At 68.5% G+C, this 22,319-nt stretch carries 21 protein-coding genes; 12 read left to right on the forward strand and 9 right to left on the reverse strand.

What is annotated here, in order from left to right; translation table 11 throughout:
• Positions 1-6 precede the first annotated feature (6 nt).
• From MEBOL_RS01340 to MEBOL_RS01370, 7 genes are all read left to right on the forward strand, one after another.
• Positions 7-1,350 (forward strand): zinc-regulated TonB-dependent outer membrane receptor, encoded by a 1,344-nt coding sequence (locus tag MEBOL_RS01340; RefSeq protein ID WP_095975719.1) that lies wholly within the window; start codon positions 7-9, stop codon positions 1,348-1,350.
• A 27-nt stretch (positions 1,351-1,377) separates the two neighbouring features.
• On the forward strand, positions 1,378-2,304 hold the full coding sequence (locus tag MEBOL_RS01345; RefSeq protein WP_095975720.1) for a metal ABC transporter substrate-binding protein: 927 nt from the start codon (positions 1,378-1,380) through the stop codon (positions 2,302-2,304).
• 3 nt (positions 2,305-2,307) lie between these two features.
• A complete protein-coding gene (locus MEBOL_RS01350) occupies positions 2,308-3,132 on the forward strand; it encodes a hypothetical protein (RefSeq protein WP_095975721.1) in 825 nt (274 codons plus the stop codon).
• Positions 3,119-3,916 (forward strand): metal ABC transporter ATP-binding protein, encoded by a 798-nt coding sequence (locus MEBOL_RS01355; protein ID WP_245919348.1) that lies wholly within the window; start codon positions 3,119-3,121, stop codon positions 3,914-3,916. The genes MEBOL_RS01350 and MEBOL_RS01355 overlap by 14 nt, the downstream gene beginning before the upstream one ends.
• Positions 3,900-4,772 carry a metal ABC transporter permease gene (locus tag MEBOL_RS01360; RefSeq protein WP_095975722.1) on the forward strand — a complete coding sequence of 291 codons (873 nt, stop codon included), beginning with the start codon at positions 3,900-3,902 and terminating at the stop codon, positions 4,770-4,772. Before MEBOL_RS01355 ends, MEBOL_RS01360 begins: the two co-directional genes overlap by 17 nt.
• A gap of 199 nt (positions 4,773-4,971) precedes the next feature.
• On the forward strand, positions 4,972-6,828 hold the full coding sequence (locus tag MEBOL_RS40875; protein WP_157774700.1) for a hypothetical protein: 1,857 nt from the start codon (positions 4,972-4,974) through the stop codon (positions 6,826-6,828).
• Positions 6,825-8,165 carry a hypothetical protein gene (locus MEBOL_RS01370; RefSeq protein ID WP_095975723.1) on the forward strand — a complete coding sequence of 447 codons (1,341 nt, stop codon included), beginning with the start codon at positions 6,825-6,827 and terminating at the stop codon, positions 8,163-8,165. The genes MEBOL_RS40875 and MEBOL_RS01370 overlap by 4 nt, the downstream gene beginning before the upstream one ends.
• Before the next feature lie 12 nt (positions 8,166-8,177).
• Here MEBOL_RS01370 and MEBOL_RS01375 read toward each other — a convergent pair whose 3' ends face one another.
• Complete coding sequence (locus tag MEBOL_RS01375; protein WP_095975724.1) at positions 8,178-8,726, reverse strand: isochorismatase family protein; 549 nt, start codon at positions 8,724-8,726, stop codon at positions 8,178-8,180.
• A gap of 80 nt (positions 8,727-8,806) precedes the next feature.
• Between MEBOL_RS01375 and MEBOL_RS01380 the strand changes: the two genes are divergently transcribed.
• Both MEBOL_RS01380 and MEBOL_RS01385 read left to right on the forward strand, forming a co-directional pair.
• Complete coding sequence (locus MEBOL_RS01380) at positions 8,807-9,223, forward strand: CBS domain-containing protein (protein ID WP_095975725.1); 417 nt, start codon at positions 8,807-8,809, stop codon at positions 9,221-9,223.
• An 8-nt stretch (positions 9,224-9,231) separates the two neighbouring features.
• Positions 9,232-10,080: an alpha/beta fold hydrolase gene (locus MEBOL_RS01385; RefSeq protein WP_095975726.1), complete on the forward strand. Its 849-nt coding sequence runs from the start codon at positions 9,232-9,234 to the stop codon at positions 10,078-10,080.
• A 9-nt stretch (positions 10,081-10,089) separates the two neighbouring features.
• Here MEBOL_RS01385 and MEBOL_RS01390 read toward each other — a convergent pair whose 3' ends face one another.
• The 5 genes from MEBOL_RS01390 to MEBOL_RS01410 all read right to left on the reverse strand — a co-directional run bounded on the left by MEBOL_RS01390 (position 10,090) and on the right by MEBOL_RS01410 (position 14,024).
• Entirely contained in the window at positions 10,090-11,784 is a 1,695-nt protein-coding gene (locus MEBOL_RS01390; protein ID WP_095975727.1) for a tetratricopeptide repeat protein, read from the reverse strand.
• A 10-nt stretch (positions 11,785-11,794) separates the two neighbouring features.
• On the reverse strand, positions 11,795-12,400 hold the full coding sequence (locus MEBOL_RS01395; RefSeq protein WP_095975728.1) for a hypothetical protein: 606 nt from the start codon (positions 12,398-12,400) through the stop codon (positions 11,795-11,797).
• Positions 12,401-12,407: 7 nt separating this feature from the next.
• Complete coding sequence (locus MEBOL_RS01400; RefSeq protein WP_095975729.1) at positions 12,408-12,788, reverse strand: hypothetical protein; 381 nt, start codon at positions 12,786-12,788, stop codon at positions 12,408-12,410.
• Positions 12,789-12,832: 44 nt separating this feature from the next.
• The gene (locus MEBOL_RS01405) at positions 12,833-13,312 is read right to left on the reverse strand and encodes a hypothetical protein (RefSeq protein WP_095975730.1); all 480 of its coding nucleotides are present in this window, start codon (positions 13,310-13,312) and stop codon (positions 12,833-12,835) included.
• Between the two features lie 283 nt (positions 13,313-13,595).
• A complete protein-coding gene (locus MEBOL_RS01410; RefSeq protein ID WP_095975731.1) occupies positions 13,596-14,024 on the reverse strand; it encodes a hypothetical protein in 429 nt (142 codons plus the stop codon).
• Positions 14,025-14,212: 188 nt separating this feature from the next.
• On the opposite strand from MEBOL_RS01410, the gene MEBOL_RS01415 reads away from it, so the two are divergent.
• The gene (locus MEBOL_RS01415) at positions 14,213-15,679 is read left to right on the forward strand and encodes a hypothetical protein (RefSeq protein ID WP_095975732.1); all 1,467 of its coding nucleotides are present in this window, start codon (positions 14,213-14,215) and stop codon (positions 15,677-15,679) included.
• Positions 15,680-15,804: 125 nt separating this feature from the next.
• Positions 15,805-16,515, forward strand: coding sequence for a Bax inhibitor-1/YccA family protein (locus MEBOL_RS01420; RefSeq protein WP_095975733.1), 711 nt, complete (start codon positions 15,805-15,807; stop codon positions 16,513-16,515).
• 67 nt (positions 16,516-16,582) lie between these two features.
• Here the strand turns inward: MEBOL_RS01420 and MEBOL_RS01425 are convergent, their stop codons facing one another.
• Positions 16,583-16,918 (reverse strand): (2Fe-2S) ferredoxin domain-containing protein, encoded by a 336-nt coding sequence (locus tag MEBOL_RS01425; protein WP_095975734.1) that lies wholly within the window; start codon positions 16,916-16,918, stop codon positions 16,583-16,585.
• Positions 16,919-17,489: 571 nt separating this feature from the next.
• On the opposite strand from MEBOL_RS01425, the gene MEBOL_RS01430 reads away from it, so the two are divergent.
• A complete protein-coding gene (locus tag MEBOL_RS01430) occupies positions 17,490-20,276 on the forward strand; it encodes a vitamin B12-dependent ribonucleotide reductase (protein ID WP_095975735.1) in 2,787 nt (928 codons plus the stop codon).
• Positions 20,277-20,418: 142 nt separating this feature from the next.
• Here the strand turns inward: MEBOL_RS01430 and MEBOL_RS01435 are convergent, their stop codons facing one another.
• Both MEBOL_RS01435 and MEBOL_RS01440 read right to left on the reverse strand, forming a co-directional pair.
• Positions 20,419-21,003, reverse strand: coding sequence for an imm11 family protein (locus tag MEBOL_RS01435; RefSeq protein WP_245919350.1), 585 nt, complete (start codon positions 21,001-21,003; stop codon positions 20,419-20,421).
• Positions 20,996-22,288: an AHH domain-containing protein gene (locus MEBOL_RS01440; RefSeq protein ID WP_095975736.1), complete on the reverse strand. Its 1,293-nt coding sequence runs from the start codon at positions 22,286-22,288 to the stop codon at positions 20,996-20,998. The genes MEBOL_RS01435 and MEBOL_RS01440 overlap by 8 nt, the downstream gene beginning before the upstream one ends.
• Between the last annotated feature and the right edge of the window lie 31 nt (positions 22,289-22,319).

Here is a 22,319-nt window from a genome sequence, read left to right on the forward strand (position 1 = left end):
TCTTTCGTGTCATCCCCCTGCTGCCGGCTCGCCGGCATCGCCGCCTGTGTCGCATTCATCCTGCCGCTGTCCTCCCGGGCCCAATCCGCCCCGGACACGGCCTCCCCCCCATCCACCCCACCCCCGGGCGAGTCCCGTCCGGACACCCCTCCGCCTCCAGACGTCTCGGCTCAGGATCTGAAGGACATCGAGGAGGCGCTCGGCAAGGAGGCCGCCGAAGCCACCCAGGCGGGCACCGCGCCCGCCACGACCTCTTCCCCCTCGGGCTCCAGTGGGAGCTTCTCCATCCCCTCGAACATCAACTTCCGGGGATTGGAGCTGTCCTTCATCCTCGACACCGCGGCCGCCGCCTTCACCGCCCAGGAACCGCTCCAGACAGGTGGGCACGATCCCTCCAGCAACGGCTTCAACCTCCAGCAACTGGAGATGTCCCTCCACACGGCGGTGGACCCCTACTTCCAGTTCACCAGCAACATCGTCTTCAGCCAGTTCGGCGTCGAGGTGGAGGAGGCCTATGCCTCCACCAGCGCGCTTCCCGCCAGCCTCCAGCTGCGCGCCGGCCAGTTCCTCACCCGCTTCGGACGGATCAACCCCACCCACCCGCATGCCTGGGACTTCGTGGACCAGCCCTTCGCGCTGGGCCGGGTGTTCGGCGGCGAGGGCAACCGGGGTCTGGGCGTGGAGGGTTCCTGGCTCGCGCCCCTGCCCTGGTACGTGGAGGTCCTCGGCTCCATCACCGACGCCAGCGGCGAGAGCACCGCGCGCAGCTTCCTCGGCTCGGGCGGAGGCGGCGTCTCCTCGCCGCTCGACTTCCAGTTCACCGGCGCCGTGAAGCAGTTCTTCCCGCTGTCGGACGACCTGTCGCTCCTCTGGGGCCTGTCCGCCGCCGATGGACCCACCCCCACGGGCTACCACAACCGCGCCGACGTGTTCGGCACGGATGTCTACCTCAAGTACCGGCCCCTCTCGAGCGGCAGCACCACGGTGGTGACCTTCCAGGGCGAGCTGTTCTACCGGCGCCGGCAGGTGCCCCAGGACGTCCTCTCGGATTTCAACGGGTATGCCCAGGTCCTCTGGCGCTTCTCCCAACGCTGGGCCGCCGCCACCCGCTACGAATTCGGAAGCCCCGCCCGGCGCATCGGCGGCGCCATCGCGGACGATCCGCTCGACCCCGAGTGGACCGACCACCGCGAGCGCGTCTCCGCCAACCTCACCTTCTGGCCCACCGAGTTCTCCCGCCTGCGCCTGCAAGGCGCCACCGACCGCGCCCACTGGCGCGAGCAGCGGGACTACTCGGTCTTCCTCGCACTCGAAGTGGTGGTGGGCGCCCACGGCGCTCACGCCTTCTGATTCCCCTTTTCCGATTCGGAGTTCTCGATGAACCCCCTGCCCCGCTGCCTCGCGGCCCTGAGCGCCGCCCTCTGCCTCCTGCTGTCCGTTCCCGCCCACGCCGACTTGAGGGTGGTGGCCTCGCTGCCGGATCTCGCCGCGCTCGCCAAGGCCGTGGGCGGCGAGCACGTGCAGGTCACCTCGCTGGCGCTGTCCACGCAGGATCCCCACTTCGTGGACGCCAAGCCCAACCTGGCGCTCGAGCTCAACCGCGCCGACATGCTCATCGCCATTGGCCTGGAGCTGGAGGTGGGCTGGCTGCCCACGCTCCAGAACGGCGCCCGCAACCCCCGCATCCTCATCAACAGCCCCGGCTTCCTGGACGTGTCCCAGTTCGTGCAGAAGCTGGAGGTGCCCACCACGCCCATGGACCGCAGCAATGGGGACGTGCACCCGGGCGGCAATCCGCACTTCCTCTATGATCCGCGCGCGGGCCTCGCGGTGGCCAAGGGCATCGCGGACCGGATGATCTCCCTGGACGCGAAGAACGCGGACGCCTACCGCGCCAACCTGGCGAAGTTCACCGACGAATCGCAGAAGTCGCTGGCCACCTGGCAGAAGCGCCTCGCGGGCCTCAAGGGCCAGCCCGTCATCGCCTACCACCGGACCACGGCGTACCTGTCGAACTGGCTGGGCTTCGACGTCGTCGCCTACCTGGAGCCCAAGCCCGGCATCCCGCCCACGCCCGCCCACGTGGTGGAAGTGCTCGGACAGGCCCGCCAGCGCAAGGCGCGGATGCTCCTGCAGGAGGAGTACTACCCCGCCACCACCTCCAAGCTGGTATCGCAGAAGGTCCCCACGCCCCTCGTCATCCTCCCGGGTGGCACCAACTTCCGCGCGGGCGAGACGTACCTCCACCACATCGAGGACGTGGTGACGCGGCTGGAGAACGGCCTGAACGGCAAGGGGACCTGAGCCATGCGCGCCTCTCTTCTCGTCGTCTGCGGCCTGGCGCTCGGCGGTTGTGCCTGGGAGCCCGGCCAGGGGTTCGCGGTGGTCGAGCCCACCGTGCGCGCCTCCTATGAGCCCGTCTTCGGCCGCGAAGCGGGGGATGGCTACCAGCGGCTGAGCTCGGACTACCAGTTGCGCGTGGACGAGGCCGCGTTGCGCCTGTCCGGCATCGAGCTGATGAGCGCGGGCAGCGGCGGAGGCTCGTTCGATCCGGCCAACCCTCCAGCGGGCTACTCGCTGTGCCACGGCGGCCACTGCCACCGGAGTGACGGTGCGCTCATCCCCTACGAGCAGGTCGCCGCGGAGGTGGGCGGCGGCACGGGAGCCAGCGCCGTGGTGACGCTCACCACCGGCGAGCCATGGAACCTCCTGACCCCCGAGACCCGCGCGGTCGGCTGCGAGCCTGGATGCGCGCTGCCCCAGACGCAGGTGTCCCAGGGCCGCTGGAACGTCCAGTCGCTGCACCTCACCGGCTGGGTGCGCGACGCCCGGACGCCCGCGCGCTTCACGGGCGAGCGCCGCTTCGAGGTGGACCTCCCGGCGCGGGCGGGCAACGAGCCGCTGACGGTGCTCAGCGGCGCGCTGGACCTGCCCTCGGATCGCAAGACGCCGCCCCAGGCGAAGCTGGACCTGGACCTCGTCCTGACGGCGGCGCTGTTCGACGCCGTGGACTTCGGCGCGCTCGAGTACGAACAGGGCGTCCTGCGCTTGAGCGACACGGCGCGCACGGCCCTGGTGGAGCGGCTGGCGAAGGTCTCGCCCCGCGCGGAGGTCTCTCGTGGAACCCCATGAGCCGAGCCCTCCCGCGCACGCCCACACGGAGGACCTGCTCCTGTGCTGCGAGGACCTGCGCATCGGCTACCAGGGCAAGCCGATGCTGCCGCCCATCAACCTCCAGGTGCGCCGGGGAACCTTCCTGGCCGTCATTGGCCGCAACGGCTCGGGCAAGAGCACGTGGTTCAAGACGCTGCTGGGCCTCCTGTCCCCGGTGTCTGGCCGCGTGTTCCGCTCCAGCCCCCAGGTGAAGAGCGCCTACGTTCCCCAGAGCACCGGCATCGACGCGCTCCTGCCCGTGCGCACGAAGGAGTTGGTGCGCTGGGGGCGGCTGTCCGGGTGGAACTTCCTCAGGCCCTTCTCCTCGCGCCAGGACCGGAGCGCGGTGGAGTCGGCGATCACCTCGGCGGGCGCGGGCCCCATCGCCCAGTTGCCCTACCGCGAGTTGTCCGAGGGCCAGAAACAGCGCGCCCTGCTCGCGCGGGTGCTCGCCACCGAGGCGGACCTGGTGCTGCTCGACGAGCCCACCGCCGCCATGGACGCCGTGGCCGAACGCGAGACGATGAAGCGCCTGGCGGAGCTGGCCCACGAGAAGCGGCTCGCGGTGGTGGTGGTGAGCCACGATCTGCGCGTGGCCGCCGAGTTCGCCGATCAACTGCTCTTCGTGGACCGGGAGACGTCCTCCGTGGTGTTGGGAGACGCGAACACGGTCTTCTGTCATCCCGCCTTCCGGCACCAGTACGGCGACGACTACTGCCCCCGACACCCCGCCCCAGGACATCCCCGTGAACCCGCACGTTGAGACGCCCACCTGGGCGCAATTCTGGGACGCCTACGAGCTCTTCCAGGATCCCATCCTGTGTGCCCTCATCGCGGGGGGCGTGCTGGGCTTCCTCGGCGTCTACGTGGTGCTGCGGCGCATGGTGTTCGTGAGCGCGGCGGTGACGCAGTCCGCGGGGCTCGGAGTGGCGCTGGCCTTCTTCGCGGAGATCCACCTGGGCATGCACGTGGACCCCACGGCGGGCGCGGTGGGGCTCGCGCTGGTGGCCACGCTCGTGCTGATGCTGGATCCCGCCCGGCTGCGGCTCACGCGCGAGAGCGTGCTGGGCCTCGCCTACGCGCTCACGGGCGGAGCGGCCATCCTCGTGGGGGATCGCATCTCCCAGGAGGCCCACGACATCCAGGGCATCCTCTTCGGCACGGCGGTGCTGGTGGAGCGGCCCCAACTGCTCGCCGTGGCCTGGGCGGGCGCGCTCATCCTCTTCATCCACCTGTGGTGGTTCCGGGGCCTCACCTTCGCGAGCTTCGATCGCACGGGAGCGCTCGTGCAGGGGCTGCCGGTGCGCGTGCTCGACGGCGTGTTGATGATTTCCATCGGCTTGATGGTGGGCGTGTCGGCGCGGGCGCTCGGCGCGCTGCCGGTGTTCGCCTTCTCCATCCTGTCGGCCATCGCCGCGCTGATGCTGGACCTGCGGCTGCCGTGGACCTTCTTCTTGTCCACCCTCGCGGGGGCGGTGTCCGGCCTGGGCGGCTATCTGCTCGCCTACTTCTATAACTTCCCCGTGGGCGGCTCGCAGACGGTGCTCGCGAGCGCGCTGGTGCTCCTGGCACTGGTGGCCCGGAGCGTGAAGCAGCTCGTCACCCACGGGAAGACATGAAGCACCCAGCGTGACTCCTACGAAGGCATTCCCGCTCCTGGTCGGATGCGTGTTGCTCGCGGGATGCGCCATGGGGCCTCCGCTCGGGAGTCTGCTCGCCGGACCGCAGCCGTCGGCGGCATCGTTGGTCCAGAGGAAGTCCGTAGGGGGAGCGGGAGGATTTCCTCCACGAGAAGACGCCTGTGGAGGCACGGCCGCGTTGGAGGGCTGGCCGGACCTGGCCTCGCGCGACACCGAGGCATTGCTGGCGCCCTGGCTGAGGTGTCCCTCGCCCGCGGACTACGTCGCCCTGCAACGGCGGGTGGACATGCCCCGGCTGGTGGAAGCGTTGGATGACTGGGGCGCGGTACGCCTGGGAGCGCTGGGACCCGTGCGTGAGGACGCCGCCGAAGTCCTCCAGCGCAAACGCGCCGCCTTCCTGCTCACCGCCACGGAGCGCTACGGCCCGGTGCACGCGGAGGTGTTCGCCCTCTTCGTGCTGCACTCGGCCCATGACGACGAGGTGGACGCGCTGTTGCGTCTGCTGGCGAGGGACAAGCGGTTGGGGCAGACGCTGGCGCTCATGCCCACGGTGCGCGAGGAACTGGAGGCGCGAGGCCTGCCACTCTCGGCCTACCCCGAGCGGGACGCACGGGCCGGTGACGTGTCGAGGGGCTTGGCGCACGCTGCCCGGGACTTTCTCTCCACCATTCCGGTGAACGACGGCCTGCGCTACGTGGAATTGTCCACGCGGTGGGCGCAGTTGCCCGCGCCCTACCGAGAGGCCGCGCACGAGGTGGATCGAGCGTTGGCGCTGCGGCACTTCGCCCCGGGCAGCGTGGTGGTGGGCAGCTTCGACGCGGTGACATTCGGAGTGCCGCTGGGCTTCTACTACCTGGCGGCGGGGACGGGACAAGGCCTCGCCTCGTTGACCCGAGGCCAGTATGAGCAGGCCACGCGGGAGTTGGCGCCCGCGGCCCTGGCGATGACGCTGTACGCGGGGGGCCGGGGGGTACGCGCCCTGGGCGAACTCGGGGTGCCTCACCTGGACTCACTCCAGGCACTGGGGCGGCAGTGGGAGACCCTCCTGGGCGGGGACGGAGTGAGGGCATTGCTCGAGGAGATTCGCGCCCATCGGGAGGCGGGCTACTTCGTGGCCGAGGGAGGCATGGAGGCGGCGCTGGCCCTGCGTGAAGCCCGAGGGAACGTGGCCAGGGCCCAGGCATGGCTGTCCCAGGAAAAACCCCAGCGCGCGGGCCCCTCGGTGGTGAAGGGCTTGGGGAGAGAACCCGCGAGTCTGGCCTCGTTGGTGGATGAGGGGGCGGGGCTCACCCACGAGGTGGTGGAGGCGCGCCTGGCCCTGGTGGAGCGAGAGGCCACGGGCCCGCGCTTGCCCCGGGACGTGGCGGTGTTGGAGCGGCAGCGGCCCGCCCAGGATGCGCCTCCACCGGGAGCCGAGGGCAACCCGCGTTGGGGCGAGTACGTCGCCTACCGGGAGAAGCGTTTGGGGGAACTCAAGCAAGGGATGACCGTCGAGGGTCCCCTGCGCTGGGACGCCTACGAGGCGATGCGAGGGTGGTTCGCCCGGGGGATGGACTTCGAGCGCCGCATGGTGGAGTTGCTGCGGGCCGATGCGGCCCTGCCCCAGGCCGAGCGCATTTACCTCGGGGACTTCCATCAACCGCGCATCGAGCGGTCCGTGGGGGTGTGGAAGCCCGGCAGTGGCCTGCGCTTCGCGGATGTGCTTGTCGTGGAAGAGCGCCCTTCGCGTGGCCAGATCCCTCGTGTGGAGACGTTCAGCTTCAAGAGCCGCGACTTCTCGAGGTTGAAAGGCAATGCCGTGGAAACACAGATGAAGGCGGACGCGAGAGAAGCGTTGGGATATTACGGCGAGGTGCTGGATATTCGTCGGCCCTCTCTCCAACCCCTTCTCCTCGATGGCAGCGAGGTGCCAGTTTCGAGGGTCCATCTCATCTACGAGAGTAGCGCACTCATGCTCGAGAAGATGGACAAGGTGGAGGCCGCCATGCAGGCGACCAAGATCGCGCATCCGGGAGTGGAGGTGCTGTTCCAATGAATGTGCTTGAGTTTCACGATTTGAAGGCAGAGGACAATCTACTGCTCACCTTCGAGGGTGCCTTCGACGTGCGACCTACATTGGAGCGCGAGTTGGAACCCTTTTTTCAGACGCTCGAGGAGTACGCGGGCGGATGGATGCCAGACGTCGTTGAAGGCAAGCGGCGACGCAAATATGCCCGGGCCGCCATCGGGAAGGCGCTGGAGGAGCAACGCCACGACAGAGGAACAACCATTGGACTCTACCGGACGAAGTGGCCCGCCCTGGACATGTCGCTCCGGCTCTATTTCCCGACCCTCCCCCCCCAACTGAATACCTTGCTTGAAATAAAGCCGCTCTCTTTCTTCGCGGAGACGGAGCGCTGCCGAAACTTCGTGGACATGGTACGCGCATGGGCCTCTCGCTACCCGGTCTCCCATGCCTCGGCCCACAGCCTGGCTGACAGGGCGATGGCGGGCGCGCCCTACTTCGGCTGCGACCCAAAGACCTTTCGAAGAGACGGATTCGACAAGATCTACGAGGTGTTCTGGCTCAACGTCTTCGGTCCGAAGCTGGTGGCATCCGTCGGCCGCGAGCGCATGCTCTCCACGCCCGCCCACCGGGTGGAGGAACTCCCCAACGGCTCCATCCTCCTGGTGACGTGGCCCATCGTGGCGGACTTCGCCAGCGCTCAAGCGCGCGAGGCCCAGGCCCGCGCCTACGCGCACCTCCGGCCAGACCTCGACCTGGCCACCGTGCGGCACACCCTGCGCGAGCGCAGCGCGACACTCGCCCCCGTGGAGCCCCGCTTCCCCCCGGACGTGGCACCGCTGCTCTCCCGCGTGGTGGACGACGTCGCCATCCATCAGCGCCAGCGCAGGATCGCCGAGTTCAACGATTGGCGGCCACCCGAGCCCGAGGAATGGCGCCCCGCCAGCGCCGCCCTCCCCTCGGACGTGGAGGATCCGGAGCGGGAGCGAAAGCGTTACGCCTCCCTCGCCGAGCACCTCGTGGCGCTGTTGCACACGAAGGTGCCCTCGGTCTTCGAGGCAACGCCCGAATCGCTCACGGAGGTCGACTACCAGTTCTGGCACGAGGAATTCCCGAGGGTCTTCGAGCGCGACAACATCGACGCGCACGCGGTGCCCCCCATTGGCGCCTACCTGGGCGAGGTGCTGGTGCGGCACCTGGGCGGCACGTGGATTCCCCGCCAGAAACTCGAAGAGGCCCAGGTGCTCGTGGGCGAGCGCGTCTGGCTCCCCTTCGCGAGGGCCTGGCACTACATGCGCACGTGCCAGTCGTTGCTGGACTTCTCCCTCACCCAGCTCTACCGCGTCGCCGAGCGGCACCGGGGTTGACCCAGAGGCAGCTCAGCGCACCGCCGCGGAGACCTTCTTGAACTCGGGAGTACCGGCGACGCCGAGCAAGTCGAAGAGCGCGGCCTCCACGGTGACGACCTGGGCGCCCGCGTCCCGGCACATCTCCAGGCCCACGCGCCGGTCCTCCGGATGGCGCGACAGCACCGCGTCCGCGCAGAGCACCGGCGACAATCCCCGCTCCGACAGGTCGCGCACCGTCTGGTAGACACACACGTGCGTCTCCATTCCCACGATCAACACCTGCTCGCGCCCGCCGAGCCGAGCCAGCACGTCCGGCACGCAGGCACTGAACGCCAGCTTCTCCACGGCGGAATAATCGCCCAGGTGCGTCTTCACCGCCGCGTGCGTGCTCCCCAGTCCCTTGGGGTATTGCTCGGTGACGAAAATGGGCAGCTCCAGCGCCTTCGCTCCCTCGATGGCGGCGTTGACGCGGCGGAGCATCCGCTCGAGCGCGGGGGCGTCCATGGCGGCGCACAAGCGCTCCTGGATGTCGACGACGAGGAGCGCGGACTGGTCTCTCTTGAGCCGGAAGGTGGGCATGCGACAGTCCTCACCGGACCCGCCTGGATCGTCAAGCATCCCAAGCACGGTCATCTGGGAGATTGACGCCCTCTCAACGCGTGACCAAGCTCGCGGGCATGAAGGGACATGCCCGACACCTGATGACCGCGCCCGTGAAGTCCGTCACCCCGGAGACCCCCCTGTCGGAGGTGGCCTTGTTGCTGGCCGACGCGCACATCGCGGGCGTGCCCGTGACGGATGACGAGCAGGTGGTGGGAATCATCAGCGAGCCCGACATCCTCAACGCCCTGCTGGAGAACCGGGCCCTGGACACCCCGGCCCGCGAGCTGATGACCTCGCCGGTGCACACGGTGAATGAGTTCGAAACCAGTGACGAGGTGATGGCGCTCTTCCGCAAGCACCGCATCCACCACCTGCCCGTGGTGCGAGAGGACAAGCTGCTGGGCATCATCACCCCCGCGGATGTCATCCGCTACCTGGCCCGCGACCTCGACGAGCCGCCCCGGGTCGGATGAGCGGCGCGATGACCGAGCCCTTGCGACTGGAGGATCGGGGAGGCCAGGGCCCCGTGCTGCACCTCGCCCACGCCAACGGCTTTCCTCCGGGGAGCTACCGGCGGCTGATCGACGGCCTCGCGTCCCGCACGCACGTCTACACCCTGGAGAGCCGCTGCCTGGTGCCCGGGGCGAACCCCCTGTCGATGCGGCACTGGGACGACATGGCCGACGATCTGGTGCACGCCCTGCGCGCCCGGGGCCTCACGCGCGTGGTGGGCGTGGGGCACAGCATGGGCGGCGTGGCCACGCTGATCGCCGCCGCGAATCATCCGGAGCTCTTCCAGTCCGTGGTGATGTTGGATCCGGTGCTGTTCACGGGCGGGCGGGAGCTGGCCCTCCAGTTGCTCGGGCTGCTCGGCCTGCGCGGCCGGGTCCCCCCCGCGAGTCTGGCCCGTCGGCGCCGGGAACACTGGGGCTCGCGAGAGGAAGCCGCCGCGAGCTACGGCAAGAAGGCGCTCTTCCGGGGGTTCGATCCCGCCTGCTTCCAGGACTACCTCGCCCACGGCCTCACCGAGGCCCCTGGCGGAGGAATGAGGCTCACCATTCCCACGGCCTGGGAGGCGCGCATCTTCGAGACCTCGCCGCGAGCCATCTGGAAGCGGCTGCGAGACGTGAAGGTGCCGGTGCTGGTGCTGCGCGGAAGCACCTCGGACACGCTCACGCCCGAGGCCCTGGAGCGGGTGCGGCGCACGCGGCCCGGCATCCAGACCGAGGAGGTGCCGGGGGGCCACCTCTTCCCACTGGAGAAGCCCGAGGAATGCGCGCGGCGCATCCTCGCGTTCACCGAGTCGGTGGGCACCCGGACCGCGGCCTGAGCGCGGGGCTCACGCCGGGACGTTTTCCTCGAAGCGGAGCAGGCGCAGGGGGTTGGGCCGCTGGGGGCCCGCGCGGAAGGCCTGGGCGCGCTGGACCTCGGGCAGGTGGGCATCCGCGTCCCGCCAACACTCCAGGCACGAGGCGAACGCCGCGGCGGCCTCGGAGGCCGCGCCCCGGGCGAGGTGGACCTCGGCGAGGTGGAGCCAGGCGTGGCCACTGCCGGGCCTCGCCTGGACGAGGGCGTCGGCCAGCTCCAGCGCCTTGTCCTCGCGGCCGAAGCGCAGACGGATCCTCGACAACGTCTCACGGGCCGGGCGGGAAAAGGCCGGAGGACCCGCCGTGCGCAGGCGGCGCTCCAGGCGGATGGCCCGGGTGAGCGTGGCCTCCGCGCGGGCCGGGTCTCCCTGCTTCGCCTCCCATGCGCCACGCAGCTCGCACGCGGCCAGCTCCACGACCCGGGCGACATCCCGGGGGCAGAGCAGACGGCCGTCACCCCGTGTCTCCTCGGACAGCGGAGGGTGGAGCGCATCGAGCGCCGTGCAGATCCGCTCGACCTCGGAGCACTGGCCGACCTCCAGGGCGCGCAGGCCCCGGGCATACAGCTCCATGCCGGAGAGCAGCACGCGCTCCGAGGGGCGGGCCTCGGCGGAGAGCTCGACGCGCAGCTCCGCCGCGGCGCGCAGGAAACCAAAGCGCAGGTGCAGTCCGGACAGGGCTCCCGCGGCGAACACGAGCGCCTGCTCCACCCGGGGTGACGCCTCCTCCGCACGGGCACGCAGGCGGCGAGCCCAGGCCTGGGCCTCGCCATACCGCCCCGAGTCGGCACACGCCTGGATGAGCAGCCTCAGGGCCACGCCCGCCACGGGCGCCGCGGAGCCGGGCAGCGACTCGCGCTCGCGCCAGGCGTCCTCCACGGCCACGGCCTCCTCGAGCACTTCCCGGGCCTCCCGGGCATGGCCGGTGCGCAGGAACAACCGGCCCGCGGCGAGCAGGGCCGGCGCGGCCTGTGGCGCCAGCACGCGCAACCGGCGGGCACTCTCCAGGGCTTCCTCGGGCCGGGCGCTCTCCTCGCGCAGGCGCACCCAGGCCAGGTGCACGCCCTCATGCTCCGGGTGCGTGCGCAGCAACTCGCGCACCAGCACCTGGGCATAGGACTGGCCGGGCGCGGGACGGCCATCCGCCTCGTATCCGTCCGCGAGCAGTCCCGCGAGCAACAACCGGGCCTCGGCGTCCTCGGGGAAGCGCTCGATGAGGCCTTCCATCTCGCGCACGAAGCCGTGACGGCCATTGGCGGGGCCCTTGTTGGCCAGGAAGGTGGCCGCGACGATGTAGCGCTGCTCCGCGTCCGTCACGCCCTCGCTGAGCGCGAGCGCCTTGTAGATGGACTCCGCCCGGGCGGCCGCGCAGCGCGCCCCGGCGCCCCGCGTCAGGGCCAGGCCCCACCACGCCATGGCGAGCTGGGGATCCCTCCGAGCCGCCTCCGCGAAGGCCCGCCGCGCCTCGCCACGCCAGCCCAGGTGCAGCAGCCGCAGGCCCTGATCGAACCAGGCCTGGGCCAGGGGCACGGAGGTGCTCACCTTCAAGTGGGCGCGTCCCAGTCCCTCGCGCAGCGCGGGGGTGGGCAGCTCCTGGTCCGGGATTTCGTCCCAGGGAGCGACGGGGAAGAGAAGGGACTCCTCGTTTCGGAGATGTAACGCCAGCATGGTGTCCTCCTCACGCCCCGGCGAGCGGGGCCAATGACGCGTCCACGATGGACCGCTCCAGCGCCTCGACCCGCGCCGCCCACTCCCGCCACGCCGCCGCCAGTCCTTCCACGGGCAGCGACGGCGCCTTCTTCAGCGCCGCGATGCACTCGCGCCGCCACTCGGGGCCCAATAGCGCCCCCACCCACTCCTCATGGGCGGCCAACCAATCGGCCACGGCCACCAACGCGGAGCGCGTGGTGGCGCACTCGTCCGGGGTGGAGGGCAGACGGGGCACGCCGAGGTCCGCCGCGTTGAAGACGGGCCGCGCGAGCCGCCGCTCATCCACCAGCGCGGGGTTGAAGCCGCAACGCGGCACATAGACGCAGTCACGGCCCCCGCGGCACACCACGCCGAAGCCCCACAACGTGAGGGCCCCTCCCTCTCCCAGCTCCGCGCTGTAGGCGCTGGTGCCCTGCTGTCCCCGGGGAATGCGCTCGCGGCGCAGGCCCCGGCGCAGGAGCAGATTCTCCGGGTGGAGCACGTCACGGCCGAGGCACCACATGGAGATGTCGAACAACCGCTCGCCCTGGCGGCGCAACTCATGCGGCAGGGCACAAGGAAGGGAGGAGCCCATGGTGACCTCAGCTCGCCTTCTTGGCCGTCGCGCCCTTGCTGGCCTTCACCTCGCCGAACAAGGACTGGAACGTCACCTCGGCGCCGCCCTTCTTGCCCACCGCGGCACTCACCGCGCGCACCAGCTTGCCGCGCACCTTCGGCGACAGGGGCTCGTCCGCGAGGGCCGCGCTCACCTGCTGCTCGCTCACGCCCCGGCCACTCTTGGGCTTGGCGATGCCCAGCTCGGCGTAGGGCTTGTTCTGCTTCTCCTTGTCACGGCGCTTGTCGGAGCGCTGCTTCGCCAGTTTCCGGTCGGCCTCGGAGCGCGCCTCCAGCTGGGAGGACAGGCGCACCAGGGTGCGGGGCTCGAGCTTCTGCTCATCCAGGAATTGCTTGAAGGTACCCATGTCGACTTCTCCTACGGGGGGGATGTGGGTGGAACCAGGACCGCTCAGTGCTCGTGCTCGTGCTCGTGCTCGTGGCCGGACTCCTCGATGACGAGCGAGACCGTGCCGGACGCGGGACCGAGCGTCAGGGTGTAGGTGCCCACTTCCAGCGGCGCCACGTGGCGGCCCTTGATGTCCGTGCAGGACTCGGAGCTCTTCGCGGACGACTCGAACGCCACGGCCTGGCCGGAGGCGCTGGTGAGGGTCAGAGGCACATCCGCGTTGAGGAAGAAGACGTAGTCGGCGGCCTCGCTCGCCGCGAACGACACCGAGCCCGCGCTCCCCGAGGGCAGCGCGATGTCATAGCGCTTGTGGTCGTTGCTCACCGCGGGGGCATTGCCCGCCGTGGTGCTCGCGGTGATGGCCACGCCAGGACCCGCCTGGAGGTGCTCACACCCCTCGCTGTCCGCGTCCTCGGTGGAACCGCCACAACCCACGAGCAACGCGCTCGACAACAGGCAAGCGGACAGCAGCTTCTTCATCATGATGGGGAACTCCAGGTGTGTATGTGAACGACGGGAGGTACGACGAAGCCCTCACGTCCCCGTTGCCCGGTGAAGGGAAACGGGACGCGACGTGGGGAGTGAGGCACGTGCGGCGAGCGCACGGCATCGAGGGCGGACGCGCCAGGGCACGGCCCACACGGTCCCGCGAGCGCCTTGGAAGCGAGGCACGGGCACGCGATGACCGGACCCGCGAAGGAGCCTTCGCGAGACGGACGGCGTCAGCGATGCGTGAAGAAAGGAGAGGGACGACGCGCGAACGCGCTCAAACGCGAGGCGGAGACGCCTTGGGCGCGAGGTACAGACACGCCACCGGCGGCTCGACGGCTTCTCGGACCTGGGCCAGCACCGGTCCCTCCAGGACCGGCACCTCCAGCACGGGCATCACCTCCGCGGGAGGAAGAACCGCCCGGCGGAGGAAGGCATGCGCGCAGTGGGCATCCGAGCCGTGCCCGGATACCTTCGCCTCCGCGCGCGTGAAGCGCTCGTCCTCGAAGGACGGCGCGTGCTCGAGCCCCTCTCCCGGCTCCAGCTCGTCCGCGTGCAGCAGATCGCCGTGCTCGAGGCACGCGCGGTGCTGGACCAGGACGAAGTGGGCCGCGCTCCCCAGGTAGGCCAGCGCGCACAGCAGCACCACGGGCAGCGCCAGCAGGCGCGGCCGTCGGTGCTTCGCTGGCTCGTGGCGGGGATTCACGACGAAACGGCTCCCAGTGCAACCCAGTTGCGTTACACGAGTTGTACGCGAGGGTCTGTTCGGGTGCAAGCAGTTGCACGGTGAAGGCCGCGCTGACGCGTTATTCCGCTGACGGGCCGTCCGCCGAAGTCATTCCCCAGCCGGGTCCGGTCGGAGTAGGAAGCGCCCCGACACCAGAAGGAACCCCCGTGCAAGAATTCCTGGAAGTGCTGCGGCAACAGGCGGTCCATTTCGGACCCGAGCTGGCGCGCGCCGCATACGCGCGAGGCCTCGCCGTGACCCAGAGGGATGGCACCACCCGTCCCATTCCCGTCACCGCCACGCCGGTCATCCTCGACGCCGAGGAAATCCGCCGCCGTGCCACCCTCTCCGCGCACCTGGCCTCGGCCACCATGAAGGTGACGCGCCAGATGCTCGCCAGCGAACACCGGGAGCTGTTGCTCGGGGGCCTGTCACCCATCGAGCGCGCGCTCACCGAGCGCACCTTCGCGAACGTGACCCGGCTGGCCACCACGCGCGTGGATTACTTCGTGGACTCGAGGCCACGTGCCCTGGAGGTCAACGCCACCATTCCCGCCATGCAGGGCTATTCGGACATCGCGGCGCACACCTTCATCGAGGGCGTGGCCCGGCATTTCGGCATGCCCGAGGCGGCGATTCCCGCGCTCCTCACCGCCAACGGCGGCAACACGCGCGCCCTCTATGACGCCCTGCTCGCGGGCTACGCGGCCGAGCGCCAGGGCCGGACGCCCCGCACCATCGCCCTGCTCTGCCGCCGCCACGACGCCCAGCTCACCGAGCAGCGCTACCTGTGCGCGCGCTTCCGCGAGTTCGGCGTGGACGCGGACGTCGTCCACCCGGACGAGGTGTCCGGCGAGGAGCACTTCGAGGTCCGCGGCAAGCGCTACGAGCTCGTGTACCGGCACCTCTTCTCGCGGCGCCTGGAGGAATCGCCCGCGCCGTGGATGGAGGAGTTCTTCGGCACGGTGCCAGGCCGCAAGGCGGTGCTGCTCAACCCCCCCGCCTCGCCCGTGGAGGTGAAGACGGCCTTCGCGCTCGTCTCCCAGTCCCTCGAGGACCCCGCGCTGGCGGACGCCGTCGGACTCACGCCCGAGGAACTAGAAGCCATCCGCGTCTCGGTGCCCTGGACGCGCCCCTTCAAACAGGGGCCCGGCAAGGGACCGGACGGCGCGAGGGAGGCGGATCTGGTGGCACGCGTGGCGGCGGAGCCCGAGCGCTTCGTCCTCAAGCGGGCGTGGGACTATGGCGGCCGGGCCGTCTATCTCGGCCGCTCGGTGGGCACGCCAGCCTTCGAGGAGCGGGCCCGCGCCGCGTACGGGGAAACGCTCACCTGGAAGGCGCTGTGCGAGCGAGCCGCCACGGACTCGCTCGGTGGCGGCTTCGTGGTGCAGGAAGTGGTGGAGACCACCCCCGAGGAGCACCTGCTGTGCGAAACGCACGGCATCACGCCCCTGCGGCTGCACGTGGACTACTCCGCCTATGCCTCGGTGGGGCTGGACCGGCGGCCGGCGTGGGGAGGGGTGTGCCGGGGCTCCACCTCGGAGATCGTCAACATCGTGGGAGGAGGAGGCGTGCTGCCGCTCATCACCACCGAGGTGGCCGAGGAACTGCTCCGGGCATGGAAGGCCCGCTGATTCCATCCATCCAACTCACGGGGAAGAGATCGGCCGCTCACGGGTTGTGCGGACGCGATCACGCTATATAGATGGACCATCGGGCGGGACTTCCGCCTCTCTTTTCACGAAAGGACACGGAATCCATGGCTTGGGAAACGCAGGGGTGGCAGACGGCTCGGAGCGGGGTCGATGACGTCCTCGTGCAGGAGTCCCGGCGCGCCTTCATGTCGCGCGTGTACAGCTGGATGTTCGCGGGCCTCATGGTGACGGGCCTCGTGGCGATGTTCATCGCCGCCACGCCGGAGTTGGTGGCGCAGGTGGCGCGGTTCCGCTGGCTGCTGTTCTTCGGCCAGCTGGGCCTGGTGGTCGCCATCTCGGCCGCGGCGACCCGGCTGTCGGGCGCGGTCGCGGGAGCGCTCTTCCTCGGGTACTCGGTCCTCACCGGACTGACCTTCTCCCTTCTCTTCTACGTCTACACGCAGGCCTCCATCGCCAATGCCTTCCTGATGGCCGGCGCCACCTTCGGAGCGATGAGCCTCTACGCCACGGTCACCAAGCGGGACCTGAGCCCCATGCGCACGTTCCTCTTCATGGGTCTCATCGGCGTGTTCGTCGCCAGCATCGTGCAGATCTTCGTGCAGAGCTCGGCGCTCAACTTCGTGCTCGGGTGCGCGGGCGTGGTCGTCTTCGCGGGACTCACCGCGTATGACACGCAGAAGCTGCGCGAGATGCACGCCGCCGGGGGCTACCGCTCGGCGGCCGCGGCGAGCATCAACGGCGCCCTGTGCCTGTACCTGGACTTCATCAACCTCTTCATCTCCCTGCTGCGCCTCTCCGGCCAGCGCCGCGACTGACACGGTCGCGGAGGAACGGAACTCAGGCGGTGGGCGCTTCCCGGGCCCACCGCCTTTTTCATGCCCCCTACTCCTGCGTCTTGGGGCGGGAGAAGGGCATCAGCAGCCGCTCCACGGGCTTTCCCCCCACCAGGTGCTCGTCGATGATCGCGGGCACGTCCTCGGGCTTCACTCCGCCGTACCAGGTGCCCTCGGGGTAGACCACCACCGACACGCCGAAGGAACAGGTGTCCAGGCACCCGGCGGCGTTGGCGCGCATCTGCCCCTTGAGACCGCGCTTCTCCAGCTCGTCCTTGAAGCGGGCGCGCACATCCTCGGCCCCCTTCGTGGCACAGCACCCCTTGGGGTGGCCGTCGGGACGCCGGTTGGTACAGACGAATACGTGACGTTTGAACGGAGGCATGCGCTCCTCCTAGCGCGGCTTCCGTTCAAAAGCGACGGTTGAGCCCCCGCTCCCTCCTCCCCTTTCTTGCCCGCGCCCCTGGGCAGGGGGACGCTTCGTGCACAGACTCTCAGCAAACATCCGCTTCTGATCACATCCTCTGTCCCGCGAGTGACCCTACATGACTCGTCATCCAACGACGTGTGGTTATTCAAGAGAGTTGATCGGCGGGCCCGGTGGCTTTAGATCGCGGTCGCGTGAACGCCCCGCCCGGACGGAAGGCGAGTCGGTGAGGGAGCGTTCGCCAAGCCACAATCCCCTATCTGTAGGTGGTGCGACAATGACGTGCACAAGATCTAGGGGTGCGGCCTTGACGATTCTCCGACGAGGATCGTACCTTTACTTACCTACCCGCTCACCGAGCGGCCAAGCGCGACGTCAGCGCTCCTGACACCCCACCACCTCCCCTTTCCTTTCCCTGCCGGAAACGGACCGGGGATCCCGTGAGACGTCTCGATCCCGAGCGATCTCGCGGACTTGGCTTTTCGCGAATTTTGCAGTCACACGCAGAGTGAATGCGTCTGAGGGACCCATGGAACACCACGAGCTGAACGCCACGGCGGCAGTGTTGGACGGCAAGGACCTGGCGGGGTCGAAGACCCCGGCGGCGGGGCTGACGGTGGAGCGCTTCTTCACCACGCCCGGGGTGGACCCGGCGGATGAGCTGGCGTGGGAGCTGCGTACCGCGGGCATCTCGGGCGAGGACGGCAAGTCCGTCTTCCAGCAGAAGGACGTGGAGGTCCCCAAGTCCTGGTCGATGCTGGCCACCAACGTGGTGGCGTCGAAGTACTTCCGGGGCACCCCGGGCACGGCCGAGCGTGAGACGAGTGTGCGCGGGCTGGTGGCGCGCGTGGTGGACACCCTCACCCGCTGGGGCGCCCAGGGCGGCTACTTCGCCACGGCCACGGACCGGGACACCTTCCACGCGGAGCTCACCCACCTGCTGCTGCGCCAGAAGGCGGCCTTCAACTCGCCCGTGTGGTTCAACGTGGGCGTGGAGGAGCACCCGCAGTGCTCGGCGTGCTTCATCAACTCGGTGGACGACAACATGGAGTCCATCCTCGGCCTGGCGAAGACCGAGGGCATGCTCTTCAAGTACGGCTCGGGCACCGGCAGCAACCTGTCCAGCCTGCGCTCGAGCAAGGAACTGCTCGCGGGCGGCGGCACCGCTTCCGGCCCCGTCTCCTTCATGAAGGGCTTCGACGCGTTCGCCGGCGTCATCAAGAGCGGTGGCAAGACGCGCCGCGCCGCCAAGATGGTGATCCTCAACGCGGACCACCCGGACGTGCTGGACTTCGTGCGGTGCAAGGCCAACGAGGAGAAGAAGGCCTGGGCGCTCATCGAGGCCGGGTATGACCCAAGCTTCAACGGCGAGGCCTACGCCTCCGTCTTCTTCCAGAACTCCAACAACTCGGTGCGCGTGACGGACGAGTTCATGCGCGCGGTCATCAACGACGGCACGTGGACGACGCACGCGGTGCGCGACGGCCGGCCCATGGACACCCACAAGGCGCGCGAGGTGTTCCGGGAGATCGCCTCGGCGGCGCACCTGTGCGGTGACCCCGGCATGCAGTTCGACACCACCGTCAACGCCTGGCACACGTGCTCGAACACGGCGCGCATCAACGCGTCCAATCCGTGCTCGGAGTACATGTTCCTCGACGACTCGGCCTGCAACCTGGCGTCGCTGAACCTGATGCACTTCCGCACCATCGACGGCGACTTCGACGTCACCGCCTTCAAGCACGCGGTGGACGTGGTGCTGCTGGCCATGGAGATCATCGTCGGCAACTCCAAGTACCCCTCGAAGAAGATCGAGGAGAACAGCCACGCCTTCCGGCCCCTGGGCCTGGGCTACGCCAACCTCGGCGCGCTCCTGATGGCCGCGGGCCTGCCGTACGACTCGGACGTGGGCCGCAACTACGCGGGCGCCATCACCTCGCTCATGTGCGGCCAGGCGTACGCCATGAGCGCGCGCATGGCGGAGAAGCAGGGCGCGTTCGCGGGCTACCAGAAGAACGCCGAGCCCTTCCTGGGCGTCATCCGCAAGCACCGCAAGGCGGCCTACAACATCCCCGCCGAGGGCGTGAGCGAGGACCTGTTCGACGCGCAGAAGCGCGCGTGGGATCAGGCGCTGGCGTTCGGCACGGAGCACGGCTTCCGCAACAGCCAGGTGACGGTGCTCGCCCCCACGGGCACCATCGGCTTCATGATGGACTGCGACACCACGGGGATTGAACCCGACATCGCGCTCATCAAGTACAAGAAGCTGGTGGGCGGCGGCATGCTCAAGATTGTCAACCAGACGGTGCCCTTCGCGCTCGAGAAGCTCGGCTACCGGCAGACGCAGTCCCAGGACATCATCACCTACCTGGACAAGCACGAGACGATCGAGGGCGCCCCGCACCTCAAGCCCGAGCACCTGGCGGTGTTCGACTGCGCCTTCAAGCCGGCCAAGGGCCAGCGCAGCATCCACTGGATGGGCCACCTGCGCATGATGGGCGCGACGCAGCCCTTCCTGTCGGGCGCCATCTCCAAGACGGTGAACATGCCGTCGGACGCCACGGTGGAGGACATCGAGAAGGCCTACATCGAGGCGTGGAAGATGGGGCTCAAGGCCGTGGCGGTGTACCGCGATGGCTGCAAGCGCACCCAGCCGCTGAACACCTCGAAGGACACGGTGAAGGACACGAAGCTGGCGGTGGCCGAGCCCGCGCTGGCCGCGGTGCGCGACGCCAACGCCATGCGCCGGCGCCTGCCGGACGAGCGCCAGGCCATCACGCACAAGTTCTCCATCGGGGGCCACGAGGGCTACCTGACGGTGGGCATGTACGAGGACGGCACGCCGGGCGAGCTGTTCTGCGTGATGGCGAAGGAAGGCTCGGTGGTGAGCGGCCTGATGGACAGCTTCGCCACGGCGGTGTCGCTGGCGTTGCAGTACGGGGTGCCGCTGCAGGTGCTGGTGGACAAGTTCTGCCACGTGCGCTTCGAGCCGAGCGGCTTCACGGGCAACCCGGCGGTGCCGATCGCCAAGTCGATTGTGGACTACATCTTCCGCTGGCTGGCGTTGAAGTTCCTGCCGGCCGAGCAGGAGCTGGACGGCGTGGAGGCGGAGGTGGAGCAGCAGGTGGCGGCCACGCCCGAGCCCAAGCCCGAGGTGAAGGCGGCGCCGGTGGTGGCGCTGCCGATGGCCACGCCGAGGCGGACGTACCTGAACCAGGCCGACGCCCCGCCCTGCCACACCTGCGGGGAGATCATGGTGCGCAACGGCGCCTGCTACAAGTGCAGCAACTGCGGCACCACGAGCGGCTGCAGCTGAAAATAAATGGTGAATGAAAAAGCCCCGGTGAGCCCCTAACCAGGCTCACCGGGGCTTTTTCATTTGGTCCGACACCTTGGACTATTGTCCCACCCGGATGGGTGTTGCACTCCCCGAGATGGCCCCATCATGGCCTTACGATTCAAACCTCCTCGAAATACCCGCCCACAATTCCAGTCTGTTCCAAGGCTGCCTTGATCTCTCCGTCAACAATGAGCGCGGGGGGCCAGCCCCAGGTTTTAAACACACGGGCATCGCCGACCTTTGACTTGTCGATGCGCAGACCAGAAACGACACGGTATTCTCCAACTCTATCTGGCCGCCCATCCGCCGGAGTGTAGAGACGGGCATCTTCACAAGCACTGTCGTCAATGCAGCGAACGGTCCGTGCCACAACGAGGAGATGATAGGGCTGGGCCTGTCCCTCTACTTCAACAGGGAAGAGTTGAATGTCTTGGGATGCCATTTCTCGAAACACGGCTGCGGCTCGCTCACTAAGTATCGGAGTCGAGCCAAATCCTGCCGTGGTAAAATCAAGAGGATTACCAGGACGTAGAAGTGGAACGCACAGATGTCCAGGAGGCGCTATCCGCTCTCCGCGTGTAAACTGCCAAATATCATCAATCTCCTGGCCGTCAGGCATGGTTGGCTCAGACATATACCAGCGGCCTGGAACATAGGCGTCTATTTGCAGATTAAAGAAGCGTCCATTCACGTCCTCATGCATCGGTATTCCTCGTAATGAGCTTTCTCAACTTGGTTCCCGCAGTTGTTAGTTCACGCGCGATCTGGGCCAACGTATCGATCAATACAGCACGGCATTGGGCAGCCCCTCTGCATTCATTCATGTCTCGTTCAATACGTCTGAACACCTCTTGATGGTATTCACGGGGGTGTGGCCCTTTGTGCCCTTTGATGCGCACCTGATTCGCGACATCGCTCAGCTTCATCTGAGCCCGATTGAAATAGGGCTCGAACAGTGGGGTCCAGGGGCCTCCTGATGCATCGGAAACCTCGTTCTTGTCGGTACAGATATGGTGGATGTCTCCGTCCGGGTCTCCCTGGATAACACCACCCGTCCCCATCGCGACCGTCGCCACGGCCGTGGGCGCAAGGGCGACATTCAACACCCCCGCCGCTGGAAGTGAGATCGACCTCACCTGTCCCGCCAGGACTCCTGACAGCTCGAATCCTCCCTCGACCCTCGCCCGCATGGCGGCCTGGGCGGCGCCGGGCAGCTTTGGCCCCTGTGCGGCCATGGCGCTCTTTCCACCAATGGCCGTCATCGCCACGAGTACCAGGATGCGTGCCCCATTGCCTCCGAGCACCTTTCCGAATCGGTGCCCGGATGCCTCCAGCTCCGCGAAGCCGCGAGCGTTCTTCGACTCCGCCATGAGCCGCAGGAATCCTTGCCCGAGGTTCCACACCGGTCCCACACCCAAGTATGCAATCAGCGACGCCGTCAGTCCCATCGCGATGAACTTCGTGATGGGCTCGGGTGCGACCAGCATCACGAGTGACGTCCCGATGATGGACACCACCATCGCGCGCAGTGCCTCGGGATTGGCGAGGTCCTTCACCACCTCCTCCACCCCTTCCCAGACCGTATCCAGTGCGAAGGAGAGCGCCATCATGCGCCGCTCCATCACTCCCAGGGTGAACTCACCCGCGAACAGGCTCGAGCACATGGCGGGGTTTCCTCGCCGCTGGCAGTGCCTCGCGGAGGCAGCACTGGCCTTCTGACCTCGGGCTCCGTCGACAATCCCCCTGGCCGAGGCGAGCAATGAGCGCGAGTCGAATGGCTCAGACGCCTCGTGCACAACCTTCAAATCCATGTCGAGGATGAGCTGGGCGACCGCGCTCTTGAACTCCTGCTCACCGATGGTGACGGGTGCGGACTCGCCAGGCCGGTAGATGATGGGCGCTCGCTGTCCGGTGTCCAGCGTCACGACCCGCGTCGTCGCGCATGCCGAGGTCAGCAACAGCAGCGCGGTGATTCTGAGAAGTCTCATGCCCACTTCCTTGCCAACCTCAGAGCGAAAA

This window comes from Melittangium boletus DSM 14713 (assembly GCF_002305855.1).
Lineage (GTDB): Bacteria > Myxococcota > Myxococcia > Myxococcales > Myxococcaceae > Cystobacter > Cystobacter boletus.